Below are 24,674 nucleotides of genomic sequence, written 5' to 3'. Positions count from 1 at the left end.
CTTCTTTTTGAATTTCAAAACGACTATAAATAAAAAACTCAAGCTTTTCAGTAACTTTGTAAAACGAGAAACTACCTTTTTTATTGCAGTCCTAAATGTTCGCGGAATGTGTGGCCTTCGTAATCTTGACGATAAATGCCACGCTTTTGCATTTCAGGAACGATTAAATCAACGAAGTCGTCTAAACTGTTCGGTAAAACAGGTGGCATTAAGTTAAAGCCATCCGCTACCCCTTCGTTCATCCATTTCTCCATCTCATCTACAATCTCTTCCGCTGTGCCGATCAATGTTAAATGACCGCCACCTGCGCTTAAATAACCGAGTAACTCACGGACGGTCGGGTCTTTATCTCGAATGATTTCGAGCACCGTTTCATAGCGGCCGACTGGTCCTGTAAATTGTTCGACGGGAGGAAGTTCAGGTACTTTCTCATCCAATGCCCAATCCGAACAATCTTGTTGAACGAAAAAGCTCAATTGTGCTAACGCGTTATCGATCGGCAACATTTCATCGAGTTTGCGCTTTTTCTCGTACGCTTCTTCTCGCGTCTTACCGACATATGTGACGAGTCCTGGCAACACTTTAATGTGACCGTTCGGACGCTCGCTTTTCGCAATCGCTTCATCCAATCGGTTGCGGAACTTTCGCGCTTGGCCAATGTTCCAAGAAACCGAATATACGGCCTCCGCATATTTCGCAGCGAGCGCGACACCTGGTGCCGATGCGCCTGCCTGCATAGCGACAGGACGTCCTTGTGGACTGCGCGGTGCGGTAGATGGTCCTTTCACTTGGAAGTACTTCCCTTCGTGATGGAATGGTTCGATTTGAGAAGGGTCGATAATCTCTCCCGTTTTACGGTCGTGAATGAACGCCTTCTCGTCCCATGAATCGAATAATTGATTCATTACCGTCGCAAATTCATCCGCCTTCTCGTAGCGCTTCGCATGTTCCGGCAATCCTTCCATACTATGGTTTTGAGCTTCCCAATCCGTCATCGACGTCACGAGATTCCACCCGACGCGACCGTTCGTCATATGGTCCAAACTTAACAACTGACGCGCTGCGGTGAATGGGTTCGAAAACGTACTCGAAATCGTCGAAACGAGTCCGACACGCTTCGTCACTTGCGAAATCGCTGTTAAATTGACGATCGGGTCTAACCAAAATGCCGGCATCTCACTCGGCTGTTCCCCCGCAAACGCCTGACTATCTGCGAAAAAGACCGCATCGAAATAGCCACGCTCCGACGTTTGAGCGAGTTCTTGATAATACGTCACATCTCCAACACGTTCAACGCTCGAATCCGGCATCATCCAAGCTGCTTGGTGATGACCGCACCCGTACAATAAAATCCCGATATGGAGTTGCTTCTCTTTCTTCTCTGTCATCATAGACACCTCAATGTACATTGATTTATGGAAAAAATCCGTTTAGCCAAATTAGTTCATCGTCAATCCGCCGTCGACTGTAATGTTTTGTCCTGTTACGCCGTCCGCTTGTTCTGAAGCTAAGTAAGCGACCATGTTCGCCACATCTTGTGGTGTTGTCACTTTGCGAATTGGCGTTGACTGTGCGATTAAGTCGAACACTTCTGGTGTCGTCACAGAACTTGCGTTTGTCGTCTTCAACAATCCGCCCGATACGACGTTCGCCGTAATGCCGTGCTGTCCTAATTCTGCCGCGATATTACGTGTAAATCCGATCAAACCAGCTTTCGCCGTCGTATACTCGTGGTATGGTACGACAGGGTTTTGGTATAAGTTCGTTCCGATGCTAATGATGCTTCCTTTTTTACGCTCGATAAACTGTGGCACAACACTTTGCGCAACGTTAAATGCTGCTTTTAACGTACCGTCAATTTGCTGTTGGTAATCTTCCCAATCTAAATCTGCGAAAGACTTTTGTTTGACAGGGTCAAATTTGAAACCGACTAATGCGTTGTTCACGACAACGTCGATTTGACCGAAACGTTCTGTCCCTTGTTTCACCATCTCTTCTACTTCTTCACGATTCGTTACGTCTGCGTAAAGTGCAATCGCTTTCTCTTTACCGATCTCTTCTACGAGTGCTTCTGCTGCATCTTTACTTTTATAATAGTTAACGATTACATTCGCTCCTTGTGCTGCTAATGTTTTCGCAATTGTCGCTCCTAAACCTTGACTACTTCCTGTTACTAATACTGTTCTTGCCATCTTCCATTCCTCCTAAATTTTTATGATGATCCTTAAATAATTGAGTAGGGGACGAAAAAAATACGCAACCTCCCGAATGGAAAGTTGCGTACACATAAACGATGCATCACGAAACAAGACGTCTTGACGCCTCATCGCACGCATGCGGATGTATAAAATTCGACACTTTCCTACGCTAGTGTTAACTAGTTCAGGTTCAAAGGGTTCGAGTAAAAACTCATCTCAGTGCAACGACACCCCTAGTGAATACTATTTAAGTTACCTTCAATTTATAGTTTAAAGCAATCGTTGTCAAGTCATTCACGTCATTCCAACTGTTTCACCCACTATACATTTTTAAACTATTTACTCGCATACGTGGACATCTGTATGAAACACTAGAAGTACGATAAGGGAGATATTATCAAAAAACAATAAAATTAAAGTTTTTAAGTCCATGCTTGTCGATTAATATAAAATAGAGCTGGTTTATCTCGCAATTGAATCTTACTTTAGAGTCTAGACTTTGGAGTTTTTTCACTAATTCTACCGAACGATAACTAGGAGGTAGGACAATATTAACCGTAAATGCTAAAAAGCTAAAATATTTAAGAAAATCATATCAACATTCTCCTAGATACCATATGTTAACATTCAACTCTCTTTCTCTTTAATCACCAGCTATTATGCCCCTTTTATAAGGTACATAATGACTCAAGATTAACTCCCATACCGCGCTACTAAGATACTTAAAGTATCATTAGACTCTTTATAAGTATCTTGATAATCAAAAAAATCATCTATCCCTCCCTTAATCATCGAATAGCTGTTCATTTTCATTCCGGTTTTTATTTTCTCGGAAGACCTTAATATATTCTCTCCGTAGTCATACATCTGATTAATGTAATCATTAATATCAGGGTCATCCGACTCTATTGAGAATCTCCCAAGTCTTACTCCAGAAGTTCTAAAATTTTCAAGATGCATTTCCATACCTTCATTCCAATCCTTCTTGTAGAGGAAGGATTTGTCTTCTTTCGCCAGGTTAGAGTGATAGACAATTCCTTTAATAGCATCAAGAGCTAATACCTGTGCTTTATATACTTTGTTTAGATAATCCTCAAGCTCTTGAGATCCTGGAATAGATTGAGAGGATAAACTAGACTCTGAAAAATCTTCTGAGGGAGTAAAATCCGTATTATTCTTTTCTGAGTTGTTTGAAAATAGAGAATAGGTTATAACTAAAATAGCAAGTAATGCTAAAATAAGTAAAGATACAAGTATTCTTATCATTGGTTTTTTCATAAGAAAGCTCTCCTTTTAAAAGTAATTTTTATCACTTTGATTTTACTATATATAAGTTTTTATTTTGTTAAAAAAGTAATTTATTGTTATTATTGTATTTGTTAAACATAAAATGGTTCTTACGCATATTTGGTGAATACAAATATGGTGTTGTAAGGAGATTTGATAATATTCTCTGAACATAACTCTACATCCAATAGAGAATCTGTTTTTCTAACAATTTCAATTCTGCTCTTCCGTACATCATCCGTTTAATTGTTTTCAAACGATTGATTTGTCCTTCTAATCTTCCATTACTGTAAGGAGAGAATGTTGAATCGCTTTGAAGGTCACTGCGTATTCGCTGAGCATAACGATAAAATGGTGAAATGATGTCAGAGAGTTGGTCTTGTCTCCACTTTGAAAACAATTTTGCTTTAGGATCGTTGATGGAATCACGAAGCTTTTGAACAAGTGATTTAAACTTTTTTAGAGGAGAGTTCAATAAAAGAACAATGAACATTCGTCTGGAAATAGAAACCTGTTTGCATGGTTGTAGCATTCTATTTCCTTCTTTCCTTTTTCACCGCATCATATCCTCCTTCGTATCCTAACTGTTGAAGATGAAGATAAATAGCCATCGCTGAATGACCTTCTTTTTTCCACTCAAGTGATTGTGTGATATAATCGTCGATTGCTTTTCTCCGCACTTGACGACTTGGCGATTAAGTGTGTAAATGAATATTTTTTGACAGTATGGAGATCCAATCCGAATGTTCGAGCAAGTTGAGCTATCGTTTGTCCCTCTTTATATGCATTCTTCGCTTTTGAGTTTGACAGGCGAACATTTCTTTTTCAGAACGAGTTGAAGAAACTGTTGATGTTTATTTTCTGAGGGCTAGACCCAATAATCGTAGTGGGGAGAAGAGTAGCGATATAATCTGTGACTTATTTCTTTGCATTTTAGATAAAGTGCTACCTGTCATACATTTGTTGGATTACAGGGCTCGCTTTGGAAATAGCTTTTCGAAAGGTAAAATCATCAATTCCTATAAAAAGGCGCCCCCTCCCTCTCAAACTCCGGGCGATAGATACCTTGGTGACGACCAATACGAACTACGTAATACTTGCTCATATTAATCACTCCTTAGTTTTCCATAAGTAAGGATTCTCTTTCAAGTAGTAGATGTCGGACTCTTGGAAACCACCATACAAGGATTCTTTATCTCTTAACATCTCAAAAATTTCTTCTTCTTTCTCGCCCGAAAGATAAAGAGAGTTCGCATTATTAACAGCAGCCTTTCTATAGTCTACTTTTGAATAAAAAAGAACTTTAGATGCTTGTTCTTCTGTTAAATTATATGTATTTGACATCAAAATTTCTTTCATTTTGTACTCTGAGTAGTTTGAGTTACTAACAGATAGCTCTACATGTTTGACAAGACGGTCAAACTCCTCTTCAAAGGACGGCTTTTTCGATTCATTGTAAAGAAATATTCCTACTAGAATAGTCGCAACAACAGTAACAACAACTAATAAACGAGAGATAAATTCTAATAAAGTATTCAACAGATCACTCCTCAATATAACAGTATTCCCCTACAAATATACCATTTTATAGAAAAAGGTCAAGACGCACAAGAGAATCTGACTGATAGAGATTTGTTGCAAAGAGTAAGGTATCTCCCATGTTACTGTTAAAATATTTTGCTTCATTATCAAATCAATATCTCAAAGATTCTTTTGAGTAATATCAGCTAATTGTGATTCTTAATAACTACAATCGATAAGATCATGATTCCCCTAAGATACTCCGTCAACAAACTCCTTTCTTGAAAGAGTAATCTTCAACTTTACGTCCTCATTGAGAAGTGTTACATTTTCTTTATCAATCAAAATAATTGTAGCTAACTCTTCGCCACAGAATACCAGATGTTCTTAAAGTGAATCTTATCAACTTCTGTAGAAATACAGAATAAAAAAGGAAGACAACCAATGTATTTTTCAATGAAACAATCAAAACTCCTCACCTTCTTCATATGGGGATATTTCGCATTGCTCATCACTGCCTACACATTCGGCAAAGAACCGATTGGCAATCAATTCATTTCCGCTACGCATCCACTCGGCATTTTATTCAGCATATTGAGCGTCATCTTTTTACTCTCGCTTTTACTATGTTCTGGCTATACGTTAACAGACGAGACGCTCACGATTCACCGCGGATTTATTAAACAAAAAATTCCGCTCGATACGATGACCGATTGGACGGAAGATGGGGGGAAGCTAACGATACACTGTGGAACGTACGATACGATCGTCCTCACGCCGAAAGAAATGGAGCGCTTTTTAGAAACATTACACAACGTAAAAACACTCCCTACCGCAAACTAGCGATGGGGAGTGTTGCTATTTAAGCTTCGAGCGTTTGAATCGACGTTTCGTCAAATACGAGGCGAAGCGGTTCGTCTCCTTTAAACGTACTTCCTTCATGCGGCACTTCATACTGCACACGCACGTGTAACGTGTGAGGGAGCTTCGTTAAATGGAACAACTCCACACGGCGATTCATCTCTTCATTAATATGATGGTCCACCGCCTCAACCCATTCTCCCGCTTCATTTTGCACTTGAAACCCTGTAATCACGTCTTGGCTTTGCAACAATAACGACAAGCCGATTCCCTCTTCATAACGCTCGACCATCGCGACTTGCGACAAATATTGCAACATAATAGACGGCTCATCCGTCGTCTCCTTCAACGGTTGAATATCAATCGCAAACTTCGGAAGATCACTTGTAATATACGAATCCTTCATCTCAATTCCCACTTTCATTTCATCATTTTCTCCAGTGTAAAGGGAACAATAACGAAACAACAGCTTTTTGCTTCCAAATGCCAATCCAATATTTTAAGTAAATCCTCTCATTTTAAATACTAATTTTCAATTTTGGAAACAATCTTTTAATAATGTACATTTTTGTATTGAATTTTTAGTCTACCTTTCTTAGAATGAGAACAAACATTCTCATCCGATGAATGTCATACTCGCTTCTAAATAGTGAGTCACTTTAAAATATGTTATAATATGTAAACAACGAGGGGTAATGAATGAGCAAAAAAATATTACGAAATATTCAGTTGCATGAGTTAATGGACTTGAAAATTGATTATGCCTTCAAACAATTATTCGGTACAGAAAAAAATAAACAACTGACGATTGTATTTCTAAATGCTATTTTAAGAAAAACGCGACGCTCACCTATTGAAGATGTTATTTTTATCGCTCAAGAAGTTGGTGGCGAATACAAAGAAGACAAACAGTCACGTTTGGACATTGTCGTTCGCAATGAAGCGAATGAATTGATCAATATCGAGATGCAATTAGCGAATCAAAACGACATGATTCAGCGAACTTTGTACTACTGGTCTCGATTATATGCATCACAACTGAAACGCAGTAAAGGATATCACCTTTTACACCCGACCATTACGATTAATATTTGCGACTTTGACTTGCTTCCTACACCTAATTATCACAGCTCATACTACCTATGCGAACATGATACGAAACATCCTCTTTTCCAAAATAACCATATCTTTGAAATTCACTTCATTGAGATGAAAAAATTTATTAAGCTTTGGTATGAGCATCAATTAAATCCTTTCGATGATCTTCTCGTCCGTTGGTTACTCTTGTTAAGTATGGTAGATGATCGAAAATCAAAAGTTTACGACGACATTTATAAAGAATTGGAGGAGTTAACGATGACAGATTCACGTTTAGAACAAGCTTTTCAAAAATGGGAAGAATTGAGCCAAACCCCTGAATCCATCCTGGCATACGACGCACGACTAAAAGCAATCTTAGATGAAGAAGCGAGAATCGAATACGCTGAAACGAAAGGGTTTGAAAAAGGGAAGGACAAAGGGTTTAAACAAGGGAAAGATAACGGATTACGCCAAGCGGCTCAAAGCATCTTAGACCAAGGCTACTCAATGCAAGAAGTATCTAAACTATTAAACTTACCAGTGGAAAAAATTCAAAAACTAATAGAAAAAGAACCGTCCTAACTTCACTGTACAAAAAGAGAGTGTTCCTACTTAACACACTCTCTTTTTACACGACTTCCACTCTTTCCAAAATGCCTCATATCCCGCTCGTTCAACCAGATCATCGGGCAGAACGCGTTCTTTCGCTTCCGCATAAAAGGATTCGACCGCATTTGCGAAGCGAAGCACTTCAGTTTCATAATCCGCATACGCACACGTCACACGAACCCCTTCATCCGTCGTAATCGTCACACCCTCTCCGTCATGATGCACCGACCAATCGAGCCCGTCCTCACAACCGAGAATTTCAACCGTCTCCCCTTTCGGATCCGCCAACATCGTATGACCACAACACGGAAACAACTGCTCTCCCACACCCGCCACATGATCGTGAAACAACGACCGCAACAACCGCAATCCCGCTGCACTCACCGTCGCCGTCTCCTTCACCACAACATCCCCAATCCGAATGACCACATCCCCATGCAAACAAAGATCATCGACATTCTCCTCACACTCATCAATCCAATACAAACGCTCGAGGTCCATCGCAAACGGCAAATTACGCGCATATACCATAAAAAACACTCCTTTCACGAACTCATAATGCAACAGTACTCCCATCACAACGAATCGACAAGTGAAAATCTCCCTCTTTTGCCACCTTGACTAAAAAAATAAAGAGATTCTCAGTAACCTACCTGAGAATCCCTTGCACTTACGTATTTAACTGTAAATAAACCGAATCTTCCATGTCGTAAAATTCCGCGAGTGAGCTGACGAAGTTGTAGATCGATTGAGCACTTAAATTCGTTTCAACATAAATGCCGTACCACTCAATCGGTTGACGATGCACCGTCTCATCATAGGACAATAATTTCTGAAATGCCTTTTGTTTAGGTAATGCCTGATATTGTTCTAAATCAAAATCAGCTAACCATGCTAAATACTTTTCTAACACTTCTCGCCAAGTCGAAACGCTATACTCTTGTTCTTCAACCCATAAACTTTTCGGTTTCTTTCCCGTCACTTTTAAAGATTCAAAAACAGAATAATACGTATCTGCTTCAATCACTTTATTTTTCTTATCATCATACGGTTCACTCTCACATGGCCAAATCGCAATAATACTTTCATATAACTGTTGGCCTCGTTTTAAAATCGACTCTTTATTCCATTGTGAATACTGTGCACAAGCACGAGTGAGTTGAATATTCGACTTCTCATAATATGCTGATTTCTCTTCGAATGTTTTGTTCGACAGCTCGGAATTATAACTCGTGAGCGTCAAGTTTCCTAACACATGCACATACAATTTATGATCATCTATCGCACGATCTCCTAATTCAACCCGCCAACTCGGGGTTAACGTACGTGGCATAATATGCTCCACCGTCACCTCATCAAATTCAATCACTTCTTTATGTGACTCTCGTTCAATTTGAGTTAAGATCAACTTCACGAGACGAGTATTGCGATTATACATATCGCTATTTAATACACTTTCTTTCACAATTTCATCACGTGGAAATACTGCTTTTCCTGTACGCGTGTATAAATAAGCAGCGACCGCTTCTAACTCTGATTTTTGTTCTTTCACTTTTTCCGCTTCTTTACCGAGTGCACTAAATACTTTATTTAAAGAACTTGTCGGATAGCTCACAATCGCCCGTCGAATTAAATAACTGTTGATCAACTTCAAAACATTTAAAAATTGTTCCTCTTGAATATTTCCCTGTTCATATTCATGAAACAATCTCAATAAATATGGATACGTAACCGTTGATTTCAAATCAATGATGATGGAGAGATAATTTTGTGCTCGTTTGTTTTTGTGTTCTGCATTCAACAGCTGACGATAATAATTAGAGAATACGAGAAGATCATTCAGTATATCCGCACTAGAAATCCCTACCTCTGCCATATATGCTTTAAAGCTTTGATACACTTTATTTTTATTCGGGATTTGTCCCGTTTTCATCGTCAAATAATCACGAATGAAATCTGAAATCTTCGCATTCGTTAAACGTTCCTCGATATGTAACCAATAATTTTTATATAGATGTTCTTGCTTTTCTGGTTGCTCATTCATCAACAAATAATTACGTATTAAATCCGACTCTGTCAATGATAATCCTGTAGAGTTTAAACTCTCAAATATCACTTGTGGATTCTCTTCTTTTCTTCCCTGTTCTAACTCAATATAGACAATTCGAATTTTTTGCAACGCTTCATAAATTTCTTCACTACTCGCCTGAGAGTGTTGAATTAAATAAAGAAGACGCTTATAATTCATCTGTATTTTAGACGGTCGGTCGGATTGACGATGTACCAACAAATTAATAAAATCTCGTCGATCCTCTTCAACTGATATTAATTTGTACTTATACGCATCTTCTACATTTTGATTTTCAAAATAAGAATCTTGAATATCGATACAAGTGTGCTCATCTTCAATTGAATCGAACAACGCTTTCAACAATAAAAAAGCCGTCGTAATGCGCTGCTGACCATCGATAATAATATAATCACTTCCCATGCCGGGAAATGAAGACTTCACAAAAACGACGGTTCCCATGAAGTGTCCTTGTAACTGTTGATTCAACGCAAGCCGCTCAATGTCATAAAAGAACTGATCAACTTGCTCTTCCGTCCACTCATACCTTCTTTGATAGACAGGTATTCGAAAGACAGACTTCCTCGGCGACAAAAACTCCAACAACTTCACTGTTCCAGCATCCATACGCCCACCTTACCTTCCATAACCCGATAGTTTATCATAATATTACCTTTTATTGTATCTAACTCATTCAGGGCTTGCAAACTGTTTTGAGCAAGTAAGAAGTGATGATTAAAGTAAACTTCTTAACGGGAACTAAATATAATAAAAAGACACCTCGATAAGGTGCCTTATAAAATAATTTACTTAGACAAACATCTGTTGTAAAAATCCTACCTTTTGTTGTTGAAGAAAGTACAATTTCTGTTCTTGAGAAGATATTTTGTTATCCATAGCTTTAAAGAAAAGACCTATCTTTATTTGTTCTTCTTTTACTTTCGGCACTCTAAATTTAAAGTTGTTAACTTCTTTAGTGGAGACGTTAGGTTGGGCTCCTGCAACTAAAACTTTTTTTAATTGGTTAATAAATAAATTTGTTTCAACCAAGATTGTAACAAAATCATAATTAACCTTTGTAGTAGGCACAAAATATCCAACTCGTTGATTTTGATAAACTTTTTGCTCTGTTAAATTATTAATGACAGCAACTTTTCCTGTTGTTGCACCTGACATTGCTAAAACAACGGAGCTATGTGGTAAAATGTAATTTTGATCACTTTGTTGCTCTTTATAGTAAACGAAATCTCCTCCTACTTCTCCATTAGATAATATATTAGAAATACGAACAATAGGAATTCCAGACCTTTGAAATTCCTTACTTTTAAAAGCATACCCTCCTCTTAGCGGAGCGATTTCATCCATGCTCTTTTTCATCCACTCTCCTGTAAAGCCTTCAAACCTCAACTCTGGTTGTGTTTCTCCAGCTTTCGGGAACATCTTTTGCAAAAATCCTTTTTTCTGTTTTTGTAGCAAATCAATTTTTTCTTGTTGGAGTTGAATTTTTTGATCTAACTTTTCAAAAAATATTCCTATCCTTTTCTGTTCCTCAATACAAGGTATCTTTACTTTTATCTTTCCTAAATCTCCTAAATAAATTCCTGGCTGAGCAGATACTACTTGTTTTACTTTTAATTGATGTTGAAAGCTTTCTGACTGAACAAGATATAAAAGATATTTTGAAGTCACCTTTTCTCCTCTTAGTATGGCTACACTTCGCTGAAAGGCAATGAAGCTCTCGTCATGTACTATAGCCGTTCTTCCTATAGTACCAACTACAGATAATAAAACATCTCCTTGTTTAAGTGTATAACTTTTATAAATAGAATTATATTCTTCATTAGATATTTTTCTATCATTCTCACTAATTTTTATTTCACCATTTACAATATTTTTAGCACTTAAAAGATAAGGCCCTTCTGATACATCTTTATGCGTACCATGAGTACCATCTTTCAATAAAGATAGTATTTTTTTTAACTGATGATCTTCCCATTCACCTTCAAACCCTTTAAACCTTAACTTTGGTACGTTCATTGTTTACACTCCTAACTCTTTGAAGTATTGTTCGAGTTCTGCGTCGACTTTGGCCATTTCTTCGTCAATCGCTTCGAGTTGTTTGGCTACTTCGTCTAAGTCGATCGGTTCTTCTTCCTCGAACGTGTCGACGTAGCGTGGAATGTTTAAGTTATAGTCATTTTCACGAATTTCTTCTAATGTGGCTGCGTAAGAATATTTATCGATCGTTTCACGGCTATTATACGTTGCGACGATTTTTTCGACGTGTTCGTCCGCTAAGATGTTTTGATTTCGTCCTTTTTCAAATTCATTAGAAGCATCAATGAATATTACATTGTCGTCTCGTTTACGATTTTTCTTGAAGACGATAATACATGTCGGAATACTCGTTCCAAAGAAAATATTCGCAGGTAAACCGATAACTGCATCTAAATAGTTTTGATCTTCAATTAAGTATTTCCGAATGACACCTTCTGCCGCTCCTCGGAACAGGACACCGTGCGGTAAAACGACCGCAAATGTACCATTGTCGTCCAAATGATGAATATGATGCTGAACGAAAGCAAAGTCTGCACGTGATTTAGGTGCGAGTCTTGCGTACTGACTGAAACGTTCATCGTCTTTAAATTTATCGTCACTACTCCATTTTGCGCTATATGGCGGATTCGCTACAATCGCTTCGAATGTTCTTCCGATATGCTGCGGTTCTTCTAACGTATCTGCATTTCGAATATCAAATCGTTGGTACGGAATATCATGTAATAACATATTCATACGTGCTAAGTTGTATGTCGTCGATACTTTTTCTTGTCCATAGTAATTGTATACTTTCGCTTCTCGCCCGACACGGAGTAGGAGCGAGCCTGATCCACATGCGCCGTCATAAACGTCTCGAATTTCAGTTTTACCTGCCGTTACAATTTTCGCTAAAATGCGTGATACTTGTTGGGGGGTATAAAATTCTCCCGCTTTTTTACCCGCATTTGCTGCGAATTGCGAAATCATATATTCATACGCATCCCCTAATACGTCAATCTCCACATCATCTTGTAAAAATGGGATGTCTGCAATACTGACGAGAACTTTTGCGATGAGTTCTGAACGCTCTTTCACTGTTCGTCCTAATCTCGATGAGTTTAAATCCATATCATCGAATAAGTTTTCGAAATCTGCCTGGCTATCTGCTCCCATCGTGGACGCTTCAATTGCTTTAATTCCTTCTTGCAACATTTCAATATCGAAATTCCCTTTATCACCACTTGCAATTTCTTTCATGAGCGAAGAAAATAAATACTTTGGCTCAATGACATATCCGAGTTCTTCAATTAAATATTGTCGCAAATCTTCATGATAGTCTTCATCTTCCCACGCTTCTGCGAAAGTCATTTCATCTTCCTTCAATAACACATTCGCACGAAACTCTACTTTTTCTGATAAGTAACGGTAAAAGATTAATCCTAATATGTAATCTTTAAATTCATACGCATCCATTTGTCCGCGTAAATAGTTCGCCATCGCCCACAACTTTTTATGTAATTCTGCTTGTTGTTGGCGTTGTTTTTCACTTGTTGACATCGTTGTACACTCCTTCATACTATCTCAATCTCTCGTAAATCATACCATAATAAAAAGAGGGAAAACCTCCCTCTTTTGTTAAGCACCATATTTCTCTGCTTGTTCGTATATAAAGCGTTTAATCGCTTGAATCGCTTTATTTTTCTTTAAAAAGGAACCTGTCAAACGGTCCATAATGGTGCTATCTTCAATAATATTCGCGTATTCATATGTCGCGACTTGTTCTTTCAATACGTCTTGCGCTAAACCGACTTCATCTGCAAACGTAGTCATTTCACGCTCTTGTACTTCTTCTTCGTATTTATTGTAAGCATCAATAATCGAATCGCTCTCATTTAACTGTGGAACGACTTGATCTAAGAAGTTGTAGATGAGTTCGACTTTCAGACGTAATTTTTTATCAGAGGCATGGTCTAGTTCTTGTTTAATTAATTTAATTTCTTGCTCGCGTGTTTTTTCATCATCCATCGTCAACTGCGCGATTAAATTCATAATATAGCTAACATTAATTCGATCTGTATGCATAAGTTCAAGTTCGAAATCAATGTCTTGTAAAATAGACTCTTTACGTGGATCTTCTTTTTTCAATGTGTCATGAATTTTAAAATATTTACTTTTGTAGTCTTCATATGTTTGCTCGGCAATTTGCAACTCGTCTTCATTGAATTCAAAGTCAGAAAACGATTGTAGACGCTGCAACATCTTCGTCACGTTTTTGAATGCGATAATAAATTCCCGCTGCTCTTCTTCCGTTTGAAGGGCATCGACATCTGCCGGAATGGTTGCAATAGCTTTGAGCTCTTGTAATGCTTCTTGAAACTTCTCTAAGTAAACATCATAGCTTTGCATAAGCACGTCATCGACTGAATCTGTTTGAGAAAAGAGACGAATCGTCGCATCTGTCTGTTCTTTCAAATTACGATAACAAACGATATTTCCGTAAGGCTTTGTCGCTTTTTCCACACGATTCGTACGGCTATACGCTTGTAATAAATTGTGATATTGCAAGTTTTTATCGACATACAACGTATTGAGCGGCTTACTATCAAAGCCCGTTAAAAACATATTGACGACGAGCAATATATCGATTTGCGCTTGTTTCATTTTTTTAGAAACGCTCGCAAAGTAACGATCCCACGTATCTGTCGAATAGTCTGTGCCAAACATTTCATTGTAGTCTGCAATCATACGGTCTAATGCTTCTCGTGAATGTTCTGCTGTACCGTCGCTTTCTTCATTCGCTCCGAAAGAATAAATGCCTGCAATTTTTAACGAATGATCTTTCGACTTAAAGAAATCATAATAGTTTATTAACGATTGAATCGAATCGACCGCAAAGATGCCACAATACCCTTTACTTTTGGAACGACGTGTATGGTTATCAATGATGTGATCAGTGATCATATTTAAGCGCGCTGGATGTTGAAGTACTTCTTCCTTATCAATCGCTTCTACTTTCGTGTCATCATTCTCGTCTACGCTCGTTTGAATCGTGCGAATGTATTCAACGGAGAAACCGAGTACGTTCCCATCTCGTATCGCATCTTTGATTAAGTAATGATGCAAACATTTCTCAAATAAATCAGCAGTCGTTCGACCATCTTGGCTTTTATTTTCTTCAAAGCGTGGAGTACCTGTAAATCCGAAGTATTGCGCATTTTGGAAATGATGGTCAATATCTTTGCGCATATCTCCAAATTGACTGCGATGACATTCATCAATAATAAAGATGACGCGTTCTTCTCGGTAAGGAGCCATTACTTGCTCATAATTCGGATTTTTTACCGCATTACTCATCTTCTGAATTGTCGTAACGATAAATCGTTTCATCGGATTTTTAATTTGTTTAATTAAAGCGTCTGTATTATCGGTACGATCGACCGAACCTTTTTCAAACTTATTAAACTCTGCCGTCGTTTGGCTATCTAAATCTTGGCGGTCAACGAGAAAGAACACTTTTTTAACGCTTTCTTCATTCGCCAAAATTTGTCCTGCTTTAAATGAAGTTAACGTTTTCCCTGATCCTGTCGTATGCCAAATATAACCGTTCTTATCAGTTTCATTCGCTCGTTTCACCAATGCTTCAACAGCGTACACTTGATAAGGGCGCATAACCATTAATGCCTTGTCTGTATCATTGATGACCATGTAACGACTAATCATTTTCGCTAAATGATTCGGCTGTAAAAATGTTTTTGTAAACTCATGTAAGTCCGTAATGAGATTATTTTCTTCATCTGACCAGAAAAATGTGAAACCGAATTGAATGTCATAGTCTGAGTTAGAGAAGTATTTCGTATCGACTCCATTACTAATGACGAAGATCTGTAAGAAGTGATAAAGACCTTGGAAAGAGTGACGACGATATCGTTGAATTTGATTAAAAGCTTCTTTAAAATCGAGCCCTCTACGCTTCAATTCGATTTGTACAATCGGTAAGCCATTTATCAAAATCGTAACGTCATAACGATTCTCATACTTCCCTACCATCGTCGTTTGTGTTGTCACTTGAAATAAATTATCTTCCCAATTTCGCGTGTTCATCAACTCTAAATAAACATGATTGTCATCTTCACGTTCAATAAGGAGCTTATCACGCAAAATTTTAGCTGATTCATAAATGCTCTTTCCTTCAATTTCTACAAGAACTCGTTTAAACTCTTGATCAGTTAACGGCTTCCCGAGTAACTTTGACTCATTAAATTTATTGAGTTGTGCACGAAAGTTGGCAAGCACGTCATTGTAATCTTTGAGGTGAACCGCTTCATACCCTTGATCTTGCAATCGTTTGACTAATTCATTTTCTAACTGTGCTTCAGACTGGTACCCCATCATAAGTCCCCCCTTACACTTCAAACTTTACTTATATGTAAAATACGACCAAAAACCACTTATTATAGGTATTCTACCGCCAAAAATGGTTTTCATCAAATAAACCATTACTTTTTCTGGATAATCAGTCGGATTATTATAATAAGAAATTAGGAAATTACAGTGCTTAAGATTGATTATAATCATCATACTAGACCTTCTGTACTCATTCATGTCATGTTTTCATAATAAAAAAATCGGCACCTCATATTTGAGTATGCCGATTTCTTTTGTTTCTACGATTATTGGACTTTCGTGGTTATTTTACAATTTACGATGACCTTCACTACTTTTTACATGTTCGACAATGTAGTGTATTTCGCAATTGAATTTTGAGCCACTTCGCAATTTAACGCGGGTACTTTTCCAGTGTACAAGATAGCGGAAGCAGTTTGTTTGATTCTTGGCTTGACATGGAGCCTCTGCGAGCATGATTCACCCTTAAATGGCATTAGATTAGGGATTTAATGCTCCAGCAAGGTATCATGCTCGCCGCTCCATATAAAGCCGACTTGTCTTTTTTAGGAAGACAAGATTTTCAAAGTGGCTCACTGGCTCATGTAATAATTGGCTCACTTTTCAGTTGCTATATACAACCAACGAGGCATAGTAAGGCTCCTTTTCTATTCGTAGTTGTACATTAATATTATCATAGAAAAATTTCTAAGTGCGACTGATTTGACTTCCAAAATTGTGACATCTTTATGTTCGACTAAGCGTTGAAGCGAAACGCCTCTTTTAATGCCTATACATATAAGGTTTAAGTCCATGAGAAAAACTATTTTGCAGAAGTATTAAAGCTTGAATGAAAGAGAGCATGGCAACAAAATCATTGAAGTAGTGTAAATGCAAAATATAGAAGTAATTTAAGTGTTGTTTATTGCTTTTATTGAAGATAATACGTTTTGCTAAACGATGGCAATAGCGTCCAACGGTCCAATCGTAAAAAAATGATAGACGTCTATCGTTTTAGTTGCACAATTAAGTTTAAGCGTTTACGATGAAGGTAAGTTAACAATTAGGAGGTAATAGAAATGACACGTTTAGACAATAAAATTGCAATAATTACAGGTGGAGCGAATGGGATTGGGAAACAAATTGCGACTCGCTTTGCGGAAGAAGGGGCGAAAGTAGTACTAGCAGACTTCAATGGGGAAGCACTTGAGGCATCTGTAAATGAATTTAAAGAAAAAGGCTACGCTGCACACGGAGTAAAAGTAAATGTGGCTGTAGAAGAAGATATAAATAAAATGGTTGATGAAACAATTGCAACTTTTGGCCGTGTAGATATTTTAGTTAACTGTGCGGGCGTACTTGATTTAATGCAAGCAGCTCACAATGTAGAGGATGATATTTGGAACCGAGTAATGGATATCAATGTTGGTGGAATTATGCGTGCATCTCGTAAGGTATTACCAATTTACATGGAGCAAAAATCGGGTATCATCATTAACTTATCTTCAATGGCGGGTGTAACAGGTGGCCGCGGTGGCTTAACTTATACGGCTGCAAAACACGCAGTGACAGGAATGACAAAAAATATTGGCTCTCATTACGGAGAGTTTGGCATCCGTTGTAATGCCATTGCACCAGCACAAGTGAATACAGGCTTAACAACAAGCATTGACGGCTGGGATCAATTTGGCTTAAAGCAATCGACAAGAGGAGTAGCGACGATGAACCGTCCAGCAGAGCCAATTGAAATTGCGAACATTGCTCTTTTCTTGGCGAGCGAAGAGTCTTCTTACGTGAATGGTGTTGTGTTAGCGGCAGATTCAGGTTGGAGTGCTTACTAATTTATTGAAATCCTTTGTAACCTTTGCATTTGATACAATGAAAGCAATTAATTATGAAGGAGAACAAATGTGAATAAAAGAGAGCAACAAAAGCAGGAACGCCGCAATACGATTATTGAGGTCGCTAAAGCAATGATTTTAGAAAAAGGGATACAGGAATTGCAGCTTCAAGATGTGGCGGATGCTGCAGGTATTGGAATCGCTACGTTTTATCGCTCTTTTCCGAATAAAGAGTTGTTGATCATTGCGGTCAATAATCAAATTGTGGAGCAGATGCTTGCGGACATTGAACATCGGATTAAAGGAGCGGTAAATGCGTATGAAGAAATTGAGCGAGTGCTTGGTTATTACGTAGATATAGTGGAAGAGCCAGAGCAGCAATTTGTTCGTTTTGTAAGATCGATCGAAGCATATAGACCGATGGAAGTAGAAAGTGAAGAGTATCAGCATTACGTTTCGATTCGCAAAAGGTTTTCTGAATTGTTATTAGCCATTGCGACACGTGGTCAGCAAGATGGTTCGATTCGCTCTGGGGTGGATCTCAGTTTTTACTTATTTACGATTGTGCAAAATATTAGCCATTTCGCATCGGAAAGTAAGTTAACTAAGCATGATCCGTCCTTACCTCTAGACTTAAATTCTTCTCAGCAGGTCATACTATTAAAGGATGTATTTATGGCTCACTTGAGAGCAAATAATTGACCGTAAAATAAATCATTGATAAAGTAAAATTATTAAATGATAGTTGACTATCATATTTTAGGAGGGCTATTTCATGGCACGTTTAGAAGGAAAAGTAGCAATTATCACAGGTGCAGCTCAAGGTATGGGAGCAACACACGCAACTGAATTTATTAAGCAAGGTGCAAAAGTTGTTCTAACGGATTTAAATGAAGAAAAAGGTGCAGCATTAGCGGCAGAGCTTGGCGAAAATGCACTATTCATTAAGCATGATGTAACAAGTGAGCAAGGTTGGGCGGATGTTGTTGCGAAAGCGGAAGAAGCATTCGGTCCAGTGAACGTATTAGTGAATAATGCGGGTATTTCTTTAAATAAATTTATGCTTGAAATGTCATTAGATGATTATATGAAAATTGTTAACATCAACCAAGTATCGGTATTTTTAGGAATGAAAGCTGTAGCTGGTTCAATGCAAAAAGCGGGCGGCGGTTCAATTGTGAACATTTCATCTATCAACGGTTTAGTTGGTGGTGCAATTGGTTATACAGATACGAAATTCGCAGTTCGCGGTATGACGAAAGCAGCTGCACTAAACTTAGCTCACATGGGCATCCGTGTAAACTCAGTACACCCAGGCGTAATCGCGACACCAATGATTATGCAAGAGGATGCTAAAGCAGCAATTGAAGAGTTTGCAAAACAGATTCCATTAAAACGCGTTTCTCAGCCAGAGGAAGTTTCTCAATTAGTAGTTTACTTAGCATCTGACGAATCAAGCTATTCAACAGGCTCAGAATTCGTAGTAGATGGTGGTATTACAGCGATGTAATTTAAAATCCCCTCCGAGGTTATTTACTTGGAGGGGATTTTTTAGAATAAATATAGACAAGGGGACGATTCTCACGTCACATTTCGTTCATATTACAAAGGGATATGATAAAAAGGAAATATTATGAAACATTTTCATGATTGTTACGTAGATGAGTAAAGGGAGTGAGGGTACTGTCAATAATTTTGTGTAAATGACCATTCACCCATTCAAGGTAGCTCATCACCTGTGTATTCAATTGTACTTGTTCGAAGTGTTGATTTGAGTGTGTAGGAAAAAGCTAGCCCTTTCCTACACACTCAAATTTCGCGCTGGCGCGTCCCGGTCTAGTTTGCCGGTTCGTGCAGCAAGCTCCTGCTGCATTTCGACCGAGTACTGTTGTTGATTGTTTATTTGTATATACAGTACATGTAGCATTTTAGCTACGTCTAATTGGCGGTCGTGATCAGCTGACGGTAACATCTTTGAAACCGCTACCTGTGACCCGGCTTTCGTGCAAAATAGCACTGTATTTTGTGCCTTCCTTACTACTTGTAAAGCTAGTTCGACTGTTTGCTGACGATAAGTTGTGGCAGTCTGTAATAATTGTTGTTCTTTCAATACTTCTTGCTCAAGCTGCTGTACTATTACCATGCAAAATACCACCTTTCCCTGTTTTAATAAGCGCCTGTGTCCAAAGAAATTTAGTCATTCTGAGCAATCTTTTGTTTGATACTAGCATACATGCACGTTTCACTGCAAAATATGGGAAGTTGCTTTTATTGATTCTATATAAGTAATCGATAGGTGTGGTCATAATGGAATCAAACGGAACGAACTTTGAAACGATGCGTAGTTTACAACAAGAGTTAACATTCAAAGAAGCCACAGCGGTATTTGAAAAACAGGGCTTAAAATTTGGAGCAGAGCAACAACGTACACTTGGGCTAATCACAGAAGATGGCTATTATACGAACTTAGGGCTACTGTTCTCTGACCAATGCGAGCATACGATTAAATGTGCACGTTATTTAGGCAATGATAAGCTCAATTTCCAAGATCGTAAGGAATTTAACGGCTCAATTTTGACACAAGTAGAGGTAGCCTTTGAATATTTAAGCCTTTACAATGCCAAGTCTGCACACTTTGAGGGATTACAACGGATTGAACAAGAAAGCTTTCCATCGTACGCCTTACGTGAAGCATTAATCAATGCTGCAACGCACCGAGATTATAGCTTTAGTAGGAGTATATTAATTCATCTGTTCCAAAATCGATTAGAAATCGTTTCAGTTGGTGGATTAGTGAAGGGCTTAACATTAGAAGATATCGAACTAGGTATATCGCAAAGTCGTAATCCCAAACTTGCCAATGTGTTCTATCGCCTAAAATGGATTGAAAGTTACGGTACGGGCTTACAACGTATGAAAGAAAGCTACAAACAAAGTACCTTGCAACCATTTTGGACAGTGGGGCCGAATGCATTTGTTGTTACGTTACCGAAGCAAACGATCGAAACACCTACTTCTGAAGACAATCTGTTGAATGAATGGTTATAAGACAATCCTGAATTTACTACAAAAGAGCTCGAAACTTATTTAAATAAAAGTAAAGCCACTGTCCGTAAAATGATTGAAGATTTACTCGAGAAGAAGCGTATTATCCGTATCGGAAATGGTCCTTCAACAAAATATCAAGTGAATGATTCATCTCAATCAATTTAGAATGCTAAAAAGACTGCTTTTTAAAAGCTATTTGAGGTGGGAAAGGTTCCCCACGCGCTTCTCCTTGCGATAAGTTACTAGAGATCAGGATTGCCGCCCTGCAAATAGCTTTTAGTAGCAATACATCCTCCTTATCCAAACGGTTAAGGAGGATTTTTTCTGTTTTAAGATATAAATTCTTAAAATCATAAGAAAATAGTGAGTACGGCTAGTCCAAACGCTCCGCAGTACTTAGTAACAGCTTCAATCGTTACCATTCGTTTAACAGCAACAAACTTGTGTTGTCATACTACAATCTATCCGCAACCTATCTGTCAGCCATGATACGTTATTACGTATTTATCAAACAAACGTCACACCACGAGCGATTTCAACCGTAATAGGACTTGATGAGTTTACCTAGCGTAAAGGACATACTTATGGGACGATTATTTATGATTTTGTCACAATTAAAATTATCGCCGTTTTACAGAATCGTCAGCCAGAAACCGTATGCCAATCGAAGCAATTCGAAAAGCAAGTTACTTACAATTCGACGATGAAGATATTATGTGTTTAATACTTCAACTACTTTTGGATTTAAATTTTTACTCATAGTTAATGTTGGAATTTCATCGCCATTTTTATTTACAATCATTTCTTCTTTCACGATGTCATATCCTAATTTTAAGTAAAGAGCTATATTATATTTTTCACTTTTTCGAACTTTGCATTTTGAGGTAAATACATTGTTTTGCATGGCGTAGTCTTCTAAATGCTTGACCAAACTTGTGGCTATGCCTTTTCCTTGATTTTGAGGCAATACAGATAATCTTGAAAAATAAATATATTCATTATTTAACACGCATTTTACAATTCCTATTAATTTATTATTATCGCATACCCCGAAAAGTTCTGTCCCTTGATTTAACTCATTTTGAATTGTGTTTTCTGTTTCACTTAAGGCGCTTGAAGGTTGTGGGTCTGTTTCATAACGCTTAAACGCTTGGTGGATTACCTTAATAGCTTCAATGGGTTTAATATTAGTTTCAATCTTCAATAAAAACACTCCCTTTTCTTTCAATTATTTACTCATTTCACAGTATTCCAAGCCCTAAGTAAATCGCCATCGCAAAAATAAAGATTGCTGAGCTTTTATTAAACAATGTCATAATCGTTGTTTGATTACCAAAGTGCCTAATATGTGAACCGATAAACATGAGGCCAAAAAACCAAATCCATGACACGATAATACAGCTTGCTGTAAATAACACCAATGCAAAGCCATTATACTTTAACGCACTTGTTCCAATTACCCCAACAATATCTAAAAGTGCGTGCGGATTTAACAAGGACACCGAGCAGGCAAACAAAATTTGCTTTTTCGCAGGCATCGCTTCACCTTCGTTTACACTTGACGGGACAGAACGCCAAATCGTGATGCTCATATAAAATAAAAATAAAACGCCTGCAACCATTAATATCGTACGTAATGCCTCTACTTGCATAATGATGAGCGATAAGCCCCATACCGATAATAAAATGAGCACTGTATCACAAAATGCAGCTGTAAGTGTCGCTGGTAAAGCACGCATAAGTGACGGCTGTGTGGCTCCTTGCGTAAAAATAAAGACGTTTTGTACACCTAAAGGTAAGATCAAGCCAAACGCTAACAATACGCCATGTAAAATCGTTTCCATTTCATTCACTCCAATTCCTTTTTACAATAACGCACGTTATACTAATAGAAAACGACCAATTGGTTGGATTTTCACCCAACCAATTTAAATAAGGAGCAACGTAATGGATTGGAAGCCGGTTAAACAACAATATAAAACGTATCACCAGCAAATTATCGATTGGTTTACAGAACGTATTGCCTGTGGGGATTTCTTGCCTGGCATGAAATGCCCTACACAGCGTGCATTAGCGTTACAATTTGAGGTAAACCGAAGCACCATTAATACCGCTATGGAGGAATTAAAAGCAAATGGATTACTAGAAACGCGCGTCGGTGCTGGTACATTTATTGCAGAAAACCCGTGGCCGCACCTTTTAGTACACCCGAAATGGCAGCAGCATATTAATGCCAGTATTCATAAACCGAACATCGAGACAATTCAGCTCATTAATGATTACGAGCAACGTGAAGACATCATTCGTTTAGGAACAGGTGAACTGGCACCAGAACTATTACCTACAAAACAACTGGAAGACTCTCTTAAACTCATAAAACTGCCATCAAGAGCGATTGGTTATTCTGAGCCACAGGGTCATTTAGCGCTACGTGAAAGCCTTTGTAACCATCTACATAAGCGTGATATCGATACTACGCCCGATAATATTTTAATCGTCTCAGGTGCACTTCAAGCCTTTCAACTCATTGCACTTGGACTGCTTGAAAGAGGATCGCTCGTTTTCCAGCAACCGGCGTCCTATTTAAACTCAATCCATCCATTTCAATCTGCGGGTATGCAAATGGTGGATCTTGATTTACAGTCAAATATAGTTGAAGCATTACAACGTACAAAGAAAAATCGACCGGCTATCGTTTATAGCATCCCTACGCTCGATAATCCCACAGGACGCAATTGGTCGCAAACAGATAAAGTATCGATTTATGAAGCGTGTAAAAAACTTTCGATTCCGATTCTTGAAGATGATGTTTACGGGGAATTACAGTTTGAGGAATCGAATGAGCTGCCAATAAAAACGCTCGATACAACTGGTCATGTATTATATACAGGTAGTGTTTCTAAAACGATCAGTCCTGGCCTTCGAATTGGCTGGGTAGTTGGTCCAAAAACAGTCATTCAACGTTTAGCAGATATTAAAATGCAGACAGATTACGGGTCGAGTGCCCTTTCCCAAGCTGTTGTCACGCATTGGCTAACATCAGGCTTATACGATCAGCATCTAAAAAACCTAAAAGTATCGTTACAACAACGTGCTCGCTATATGGAGCAGCTGCTGGAGTGCGATTTCAAAGATATTGCGACTTGGGAAACCCCTATAGGTGGCTTTTATATATGGGTCCGATTTGAGCAACCTGTCATTACAAAAGCGTTATTCCTTGCGGTATTAGAGCATAAAATCCTCATTAACCCTGGATACATTTATCAACCAAACGATTTTCATCATTTACGCTTGTCCTATGCTTATGCATCTTTTGAGCAGATGGAAAAAGGACTCCAACTACTAGCGAAAATGATTAAAAAACTACTCTTAGCTGAGATATCATAAAAAATGAAGGAAAGCTCACAAATCATAACCGTGACTGGTAAGCTTTCCTTCAGTAGAATCGGATCCCCTATCAAAACGGTAACTGGGGTTCTTCCTCTAGCTTCATTTTAACAAACACTTTTATTTTAATAAAATACCCTAAAACATATAGCTCCAAAAACTCCATTTATCGCTCGAATCAATTATTATTTTTTGATAAGAAATATTACAATAAATTGAAATTCAAATTAAAAAGACGAGAGTATAAAATATTTTGTGTAAATAGAAAATTCCATAGAAAAAAGAAGCCCCTTTCTTGGTAGAATTAAGTCATCATAACCAATCCTAGAAAAGAGGTCTTCCCTATGAATCAGT

Annotated in this window: 21 protein-coding genes and 1 riboswitch; of the genes, 7 read left to right on the top strand and 14 right to left on the bottom strand. The window is 38.1% G+C overall.

Annotated features, from left to right (window positions below):
- Positions 1-80 precede the first annotated feature (80 nt).
- From ACFQ0V_RS04540 to ACFQ0V_RS04520, 5 genes are all read right to left on the bottom strand, one after another.
- The gene (locus ACFQ0V_RS04540) at positions 81-1,388 is read right to left on the bottom strand and encodes an LLM class flavin-dependent oxidoreductase (protein ID WP_381010245.1); all 1,308 of its coding nucleotides are present in this window, start codon (positions 1,386-1,388) and stop codon (positions 81-83) included.
- A gap of 51 nt (positions 1,389-1,439) precedes the next feature.
- Positions 1,440-2,192, bottom strand: a complete 753-nt coding sequence (locus ACFQ0V_RS04535; protein ID WP_381010242.1) for a 3-oxoacyl-ACP reductase — start codon at positions 2,190-2,192, stop codon at positions 1,440-1,442.
- A gap of 150 nt (positions 2,193-2,342) precedes the next feature.
- A riboswitch (TPP riboswitch) is annotated at positions 2,343-2,443 on the bottom strand.
- Between the two features lie 448 nt (positions 2,444-2,891).
- Positions 2,892-3,476, bottom strand: coding sequence for a hypothetical protein (locus tag ACFQ0V_RS04530; protein WP_381010239.1), 585 nt, complete (start codon positions 3,474-3,476; stop codon positions 2,892-2,894).
- 187 nt (positions 3,477-3,663) lie between these two features.
- Positions 3,664-4,017, bottom strand: coding sequence for a hypothetical protein (locus ACFQ0V_RS04525; protein WP_381010236.1), 354 nt, complete (start codon positions 4,015-4,017; stop codon positions 3,664-3,666).
- 578 nt (positions 4,018-4,595) lie between these two features.
- The gene (locus tag ACFQ0V_RS04520; RefSeq protein ID WP_381010233.1) at positions 4,596-5,024 is read right to left on the bottom strand and encodes a hypothetical protein; all 429 of its coding nucleotides are present in this window, start codon (positions 5,022-5,024) and stop codon (positions 4,596-4,598) included.
- A gap of 426 nt (positions 5,025-5,450) precedes the next feature.
- Here ACFQ0V_RS04520 and ACFQ0V_RS04515 point away from each other — a divergent pair, with 426 nt between their 5' ends.
- Positions 5,451-5,849, top strand: a complete 399-nt coding sequence (locus tag ACFQ0V_RS04515) for a PH domain-containing protein (protein WP_381010230.1) — start codon at positions 5,451-5,453, stop codon at positions 5,847-5,849.
- Positions 5,850-5,868: 19 nt separating this feature from the next.
- On the opposite strand, the gene ACFQ0V_RS04510 is transcribed toward ACFQ0V_RS04515, so the two are convergent.
- Positions 5,869-6,291: an NEAT domain-containing protein gene (locus ACFQ0V_RS04510; protein WP_381010229.1), complete on the bottom strand. Its 423-nt coding sequence runs from the start codon at positions 6,289-6,291 to the stop codon at positions 5,869-5,871.
- Positions 6,292-6,566: 275 nt separating this feature from the next.
- Here ACFQ0V_RS04510 and ACFQ0V_RS04505 point away from each other — a divergent pair, with 275 nt between their 5' ends.
- Positions 6,567-7,529 (top strand): Rpn family recombination-promoting nuclease/putative transposase, encoded by a 963-nt coding sequence (locus tag ACFQ0V_RS04505; protein WP_381010228.1) that lies wholly within the window; start codon positions 6,567-6,569, stop codon positions 7,527-7,529.
- A 30-nt stretch (positions 7,530-7,559) separates the two neighbouring features.
- Here ACFQ0V_RS04505 and ACFQ0V_RS04500 read toward each other — a convergent pair whose 3' ends face one another.
- The 5 genes from ACFQ0V_RS04500 to ACFQ0V_RS04480 all read right to left on the bottom strand — a co-directional run bounded on the left by ACFQ0V_RS04500 (position 7,560) and on the right by ACFQ0V_RS04480 (position 16,050).
- Entirely contained in the window at positions 7,560-8,087 is a 528-nt protein-coding gene (locus ACFQ0V_RS04500; protein ID WP_381010226.1) for a hypothetical protein, read from the bottom strand.
- A gap of 139 nt (positions 8,088-8,226) precedes the next feature.
- A complete protein-coding gene (locus ACFQ0V_RS04495) occupies positions 8,227-10,251 on the bottom strand; it encodes a DUF262 domain-containing protein (protein ID WP_381010223.1) in 2,025 nt (674 codons plus the stop codon).
- 183 nt (positions 10,252-10,434) lie between these two features.
- Positions 10,435-11,661, bottom strand: a complete 1,227-nt coding sequence (locus ACFQ0V_RS04490) for a restriction endonuclease subunit S (protein ID WP_381010220.1) — start codon at positions 11,659-11,661, stop codon at positions 10,435-10,437.
- A gap of 3 nt (positions 11,662-11,664) precedes the next feature.
- Positions 11,665-13,218: a type I restriction-modification system subunit M gene (locus ACFQ0V_RS04485; RefSeq protein ID WP_381010217.1), complete on the bottom strand. Its 1,554-nt coding sequence runs from the start codon at positions 13,216-13,218 to the stop codon at positions 11,665-11,667.
- 78 nt (positions 13,219-13,296) lie between these two features.
- Complete coding sequence (locus ACFQ0V_RS04480) at positions 13,297-16,050, bottom strand: type I restriction endonuclease subunit R (protein ID WP_381010349.1); 2,754 nt, start codon at positions 16,048-16,050, stop codon at positions 13,297-13,299.
- 1,073 nt (positions 16,051-17,123) lie between these two features.
- Between ACFQ0V_RS04480 and ACFQ0V_RS04475 the strand changes: the two genes are divergently transcribed.
- From ACFQ0V_RS04475 to ACFQ0V_RS04465, 3 genes are all read left to right on the top strand, one after another.
- Entirely contained in the window at positions 17,124-17,885 is a 762-nt protein-coding gene (locus ACFQ0V_RS04475; protein WP_381010214.1) for a glucose 1-dehydrogenase, read from the top strand.
- A gap of 69 nt (positions 17,886-17,954) precedes the next feature.
- Positions 17,955-18,587 carry a TetR/AcrR family transcriptional regulator gene (locus ACFQ0V_RS04470; RefSeq protein WP_381010212.1) on the top strand — a complete coding sequence of 211 codons (633 nt, stop codon included), beginning with the start codon at positions 17,955-17,957 and terminating at the stop codon, positions 18,585-18,587.
- A gap of 73 nt (positions 18,588-18,660) precedes the next feature.
- Entirely contained in the window at positions 18,661-19,395 is a 735-nt protein-coding gene (locus tag ACFQ0V_RS04465) for a glucose 1-dehydrogenase (protein WP_381010209.1), read from the top strand.
- A gap of 291 nt (positions 19,396-19,686) precedes the next feature.
- Here the strand turns inward: ACFQ0V_RS04465 and ACFQ0V_RS04460 are convergent, their stop codons facing one another.
- A complete protein-coding gene (locus ACFQ0V_RS04460; RefSeq protein ID WP_381010207.1) occupies positions 19,687-20,028 on the bottom strand; it encodes a hypothetical protein in 342 nt (113 codons plus the stop codon).
- A gap of 164 nt (positions 20,029-20,192) precedes the next feature.
- On the opposite strand from ACFQ0V_RS04460, the gene ACFQ0V_RS04455 reads away from it, so the two are divergent.
- The gene (locus ACFQ0V_RS04455) at positions 20,193-20,933 is read left to right on the top strand and encodes an ATP-binding protein (RefSeq protein WP_381010346.1); all 741 of its coding nucleotides are present in this window, start codon (positions 20,193-20,195) and stop codon (positions 20,931-20,933) included.
- A gap of 712 nt (positions 20,934-21,645) precedes the next feature.
- Here ACFQ0V_RS04455 and ACFQ0V_RS04450 read toward each other — a convergent pair.
- Entirely contained in the window at positions 21,646-22,137 is a 492-nt protein-coding gene (locus ACFQ0V_RS04450) for a GNAT family N-acetyltransferase (RefSeq protein ID WP_381010204.1), read from the bottom strand.
- Between the two features lie 37 nt (positions 22,138-22,174).
- Positions 22,175-22,777: a LysE/ArgO family amino acid transporter gene (locus ACFQ0V_RS04445; protein ID WP_381010201.1), complete on the bottom strand. Its 603-nt coding sequence runs from the start codon at positions 22,775-22,777 to the stop codon at positions 22,175-22,177.
- 103 nt (positions 22,778-22,880) lie between these two features.
- On the opposite strand from ACFQ0V_RS04445, the gene ACFQ0V_RS04440 reads away from it, so the two are divergent.
- Positions 22,881-24,320 (top strand): aminotransferase-like domain-containing protein, encoded by a 1,440-nt coding sequence (locus ACFQ0V_RS04440; protein WP_381010199.1) that lies wholly within the window; start codon positions 22,881-22,883, stop codon positions 24,318-24,320.
- The last annotated feature ends 354 nt before the right edge of the window (positions 24,321-24,674 follow it).

Source organism: Savagea faecisuis, assembly GCF_042675605.1.
Taxonomy (GTDB): Bacteria; Bacillota; Bacilli; order Bacillales_A; family Planococcaceae; genus Savagea; species Savagea faecisuis.
The sequence above is the reverse complement of the archived record's forward strand: the minus strand, read 5'-3'. Positions and strand labels throughout refer to the sequence as shown.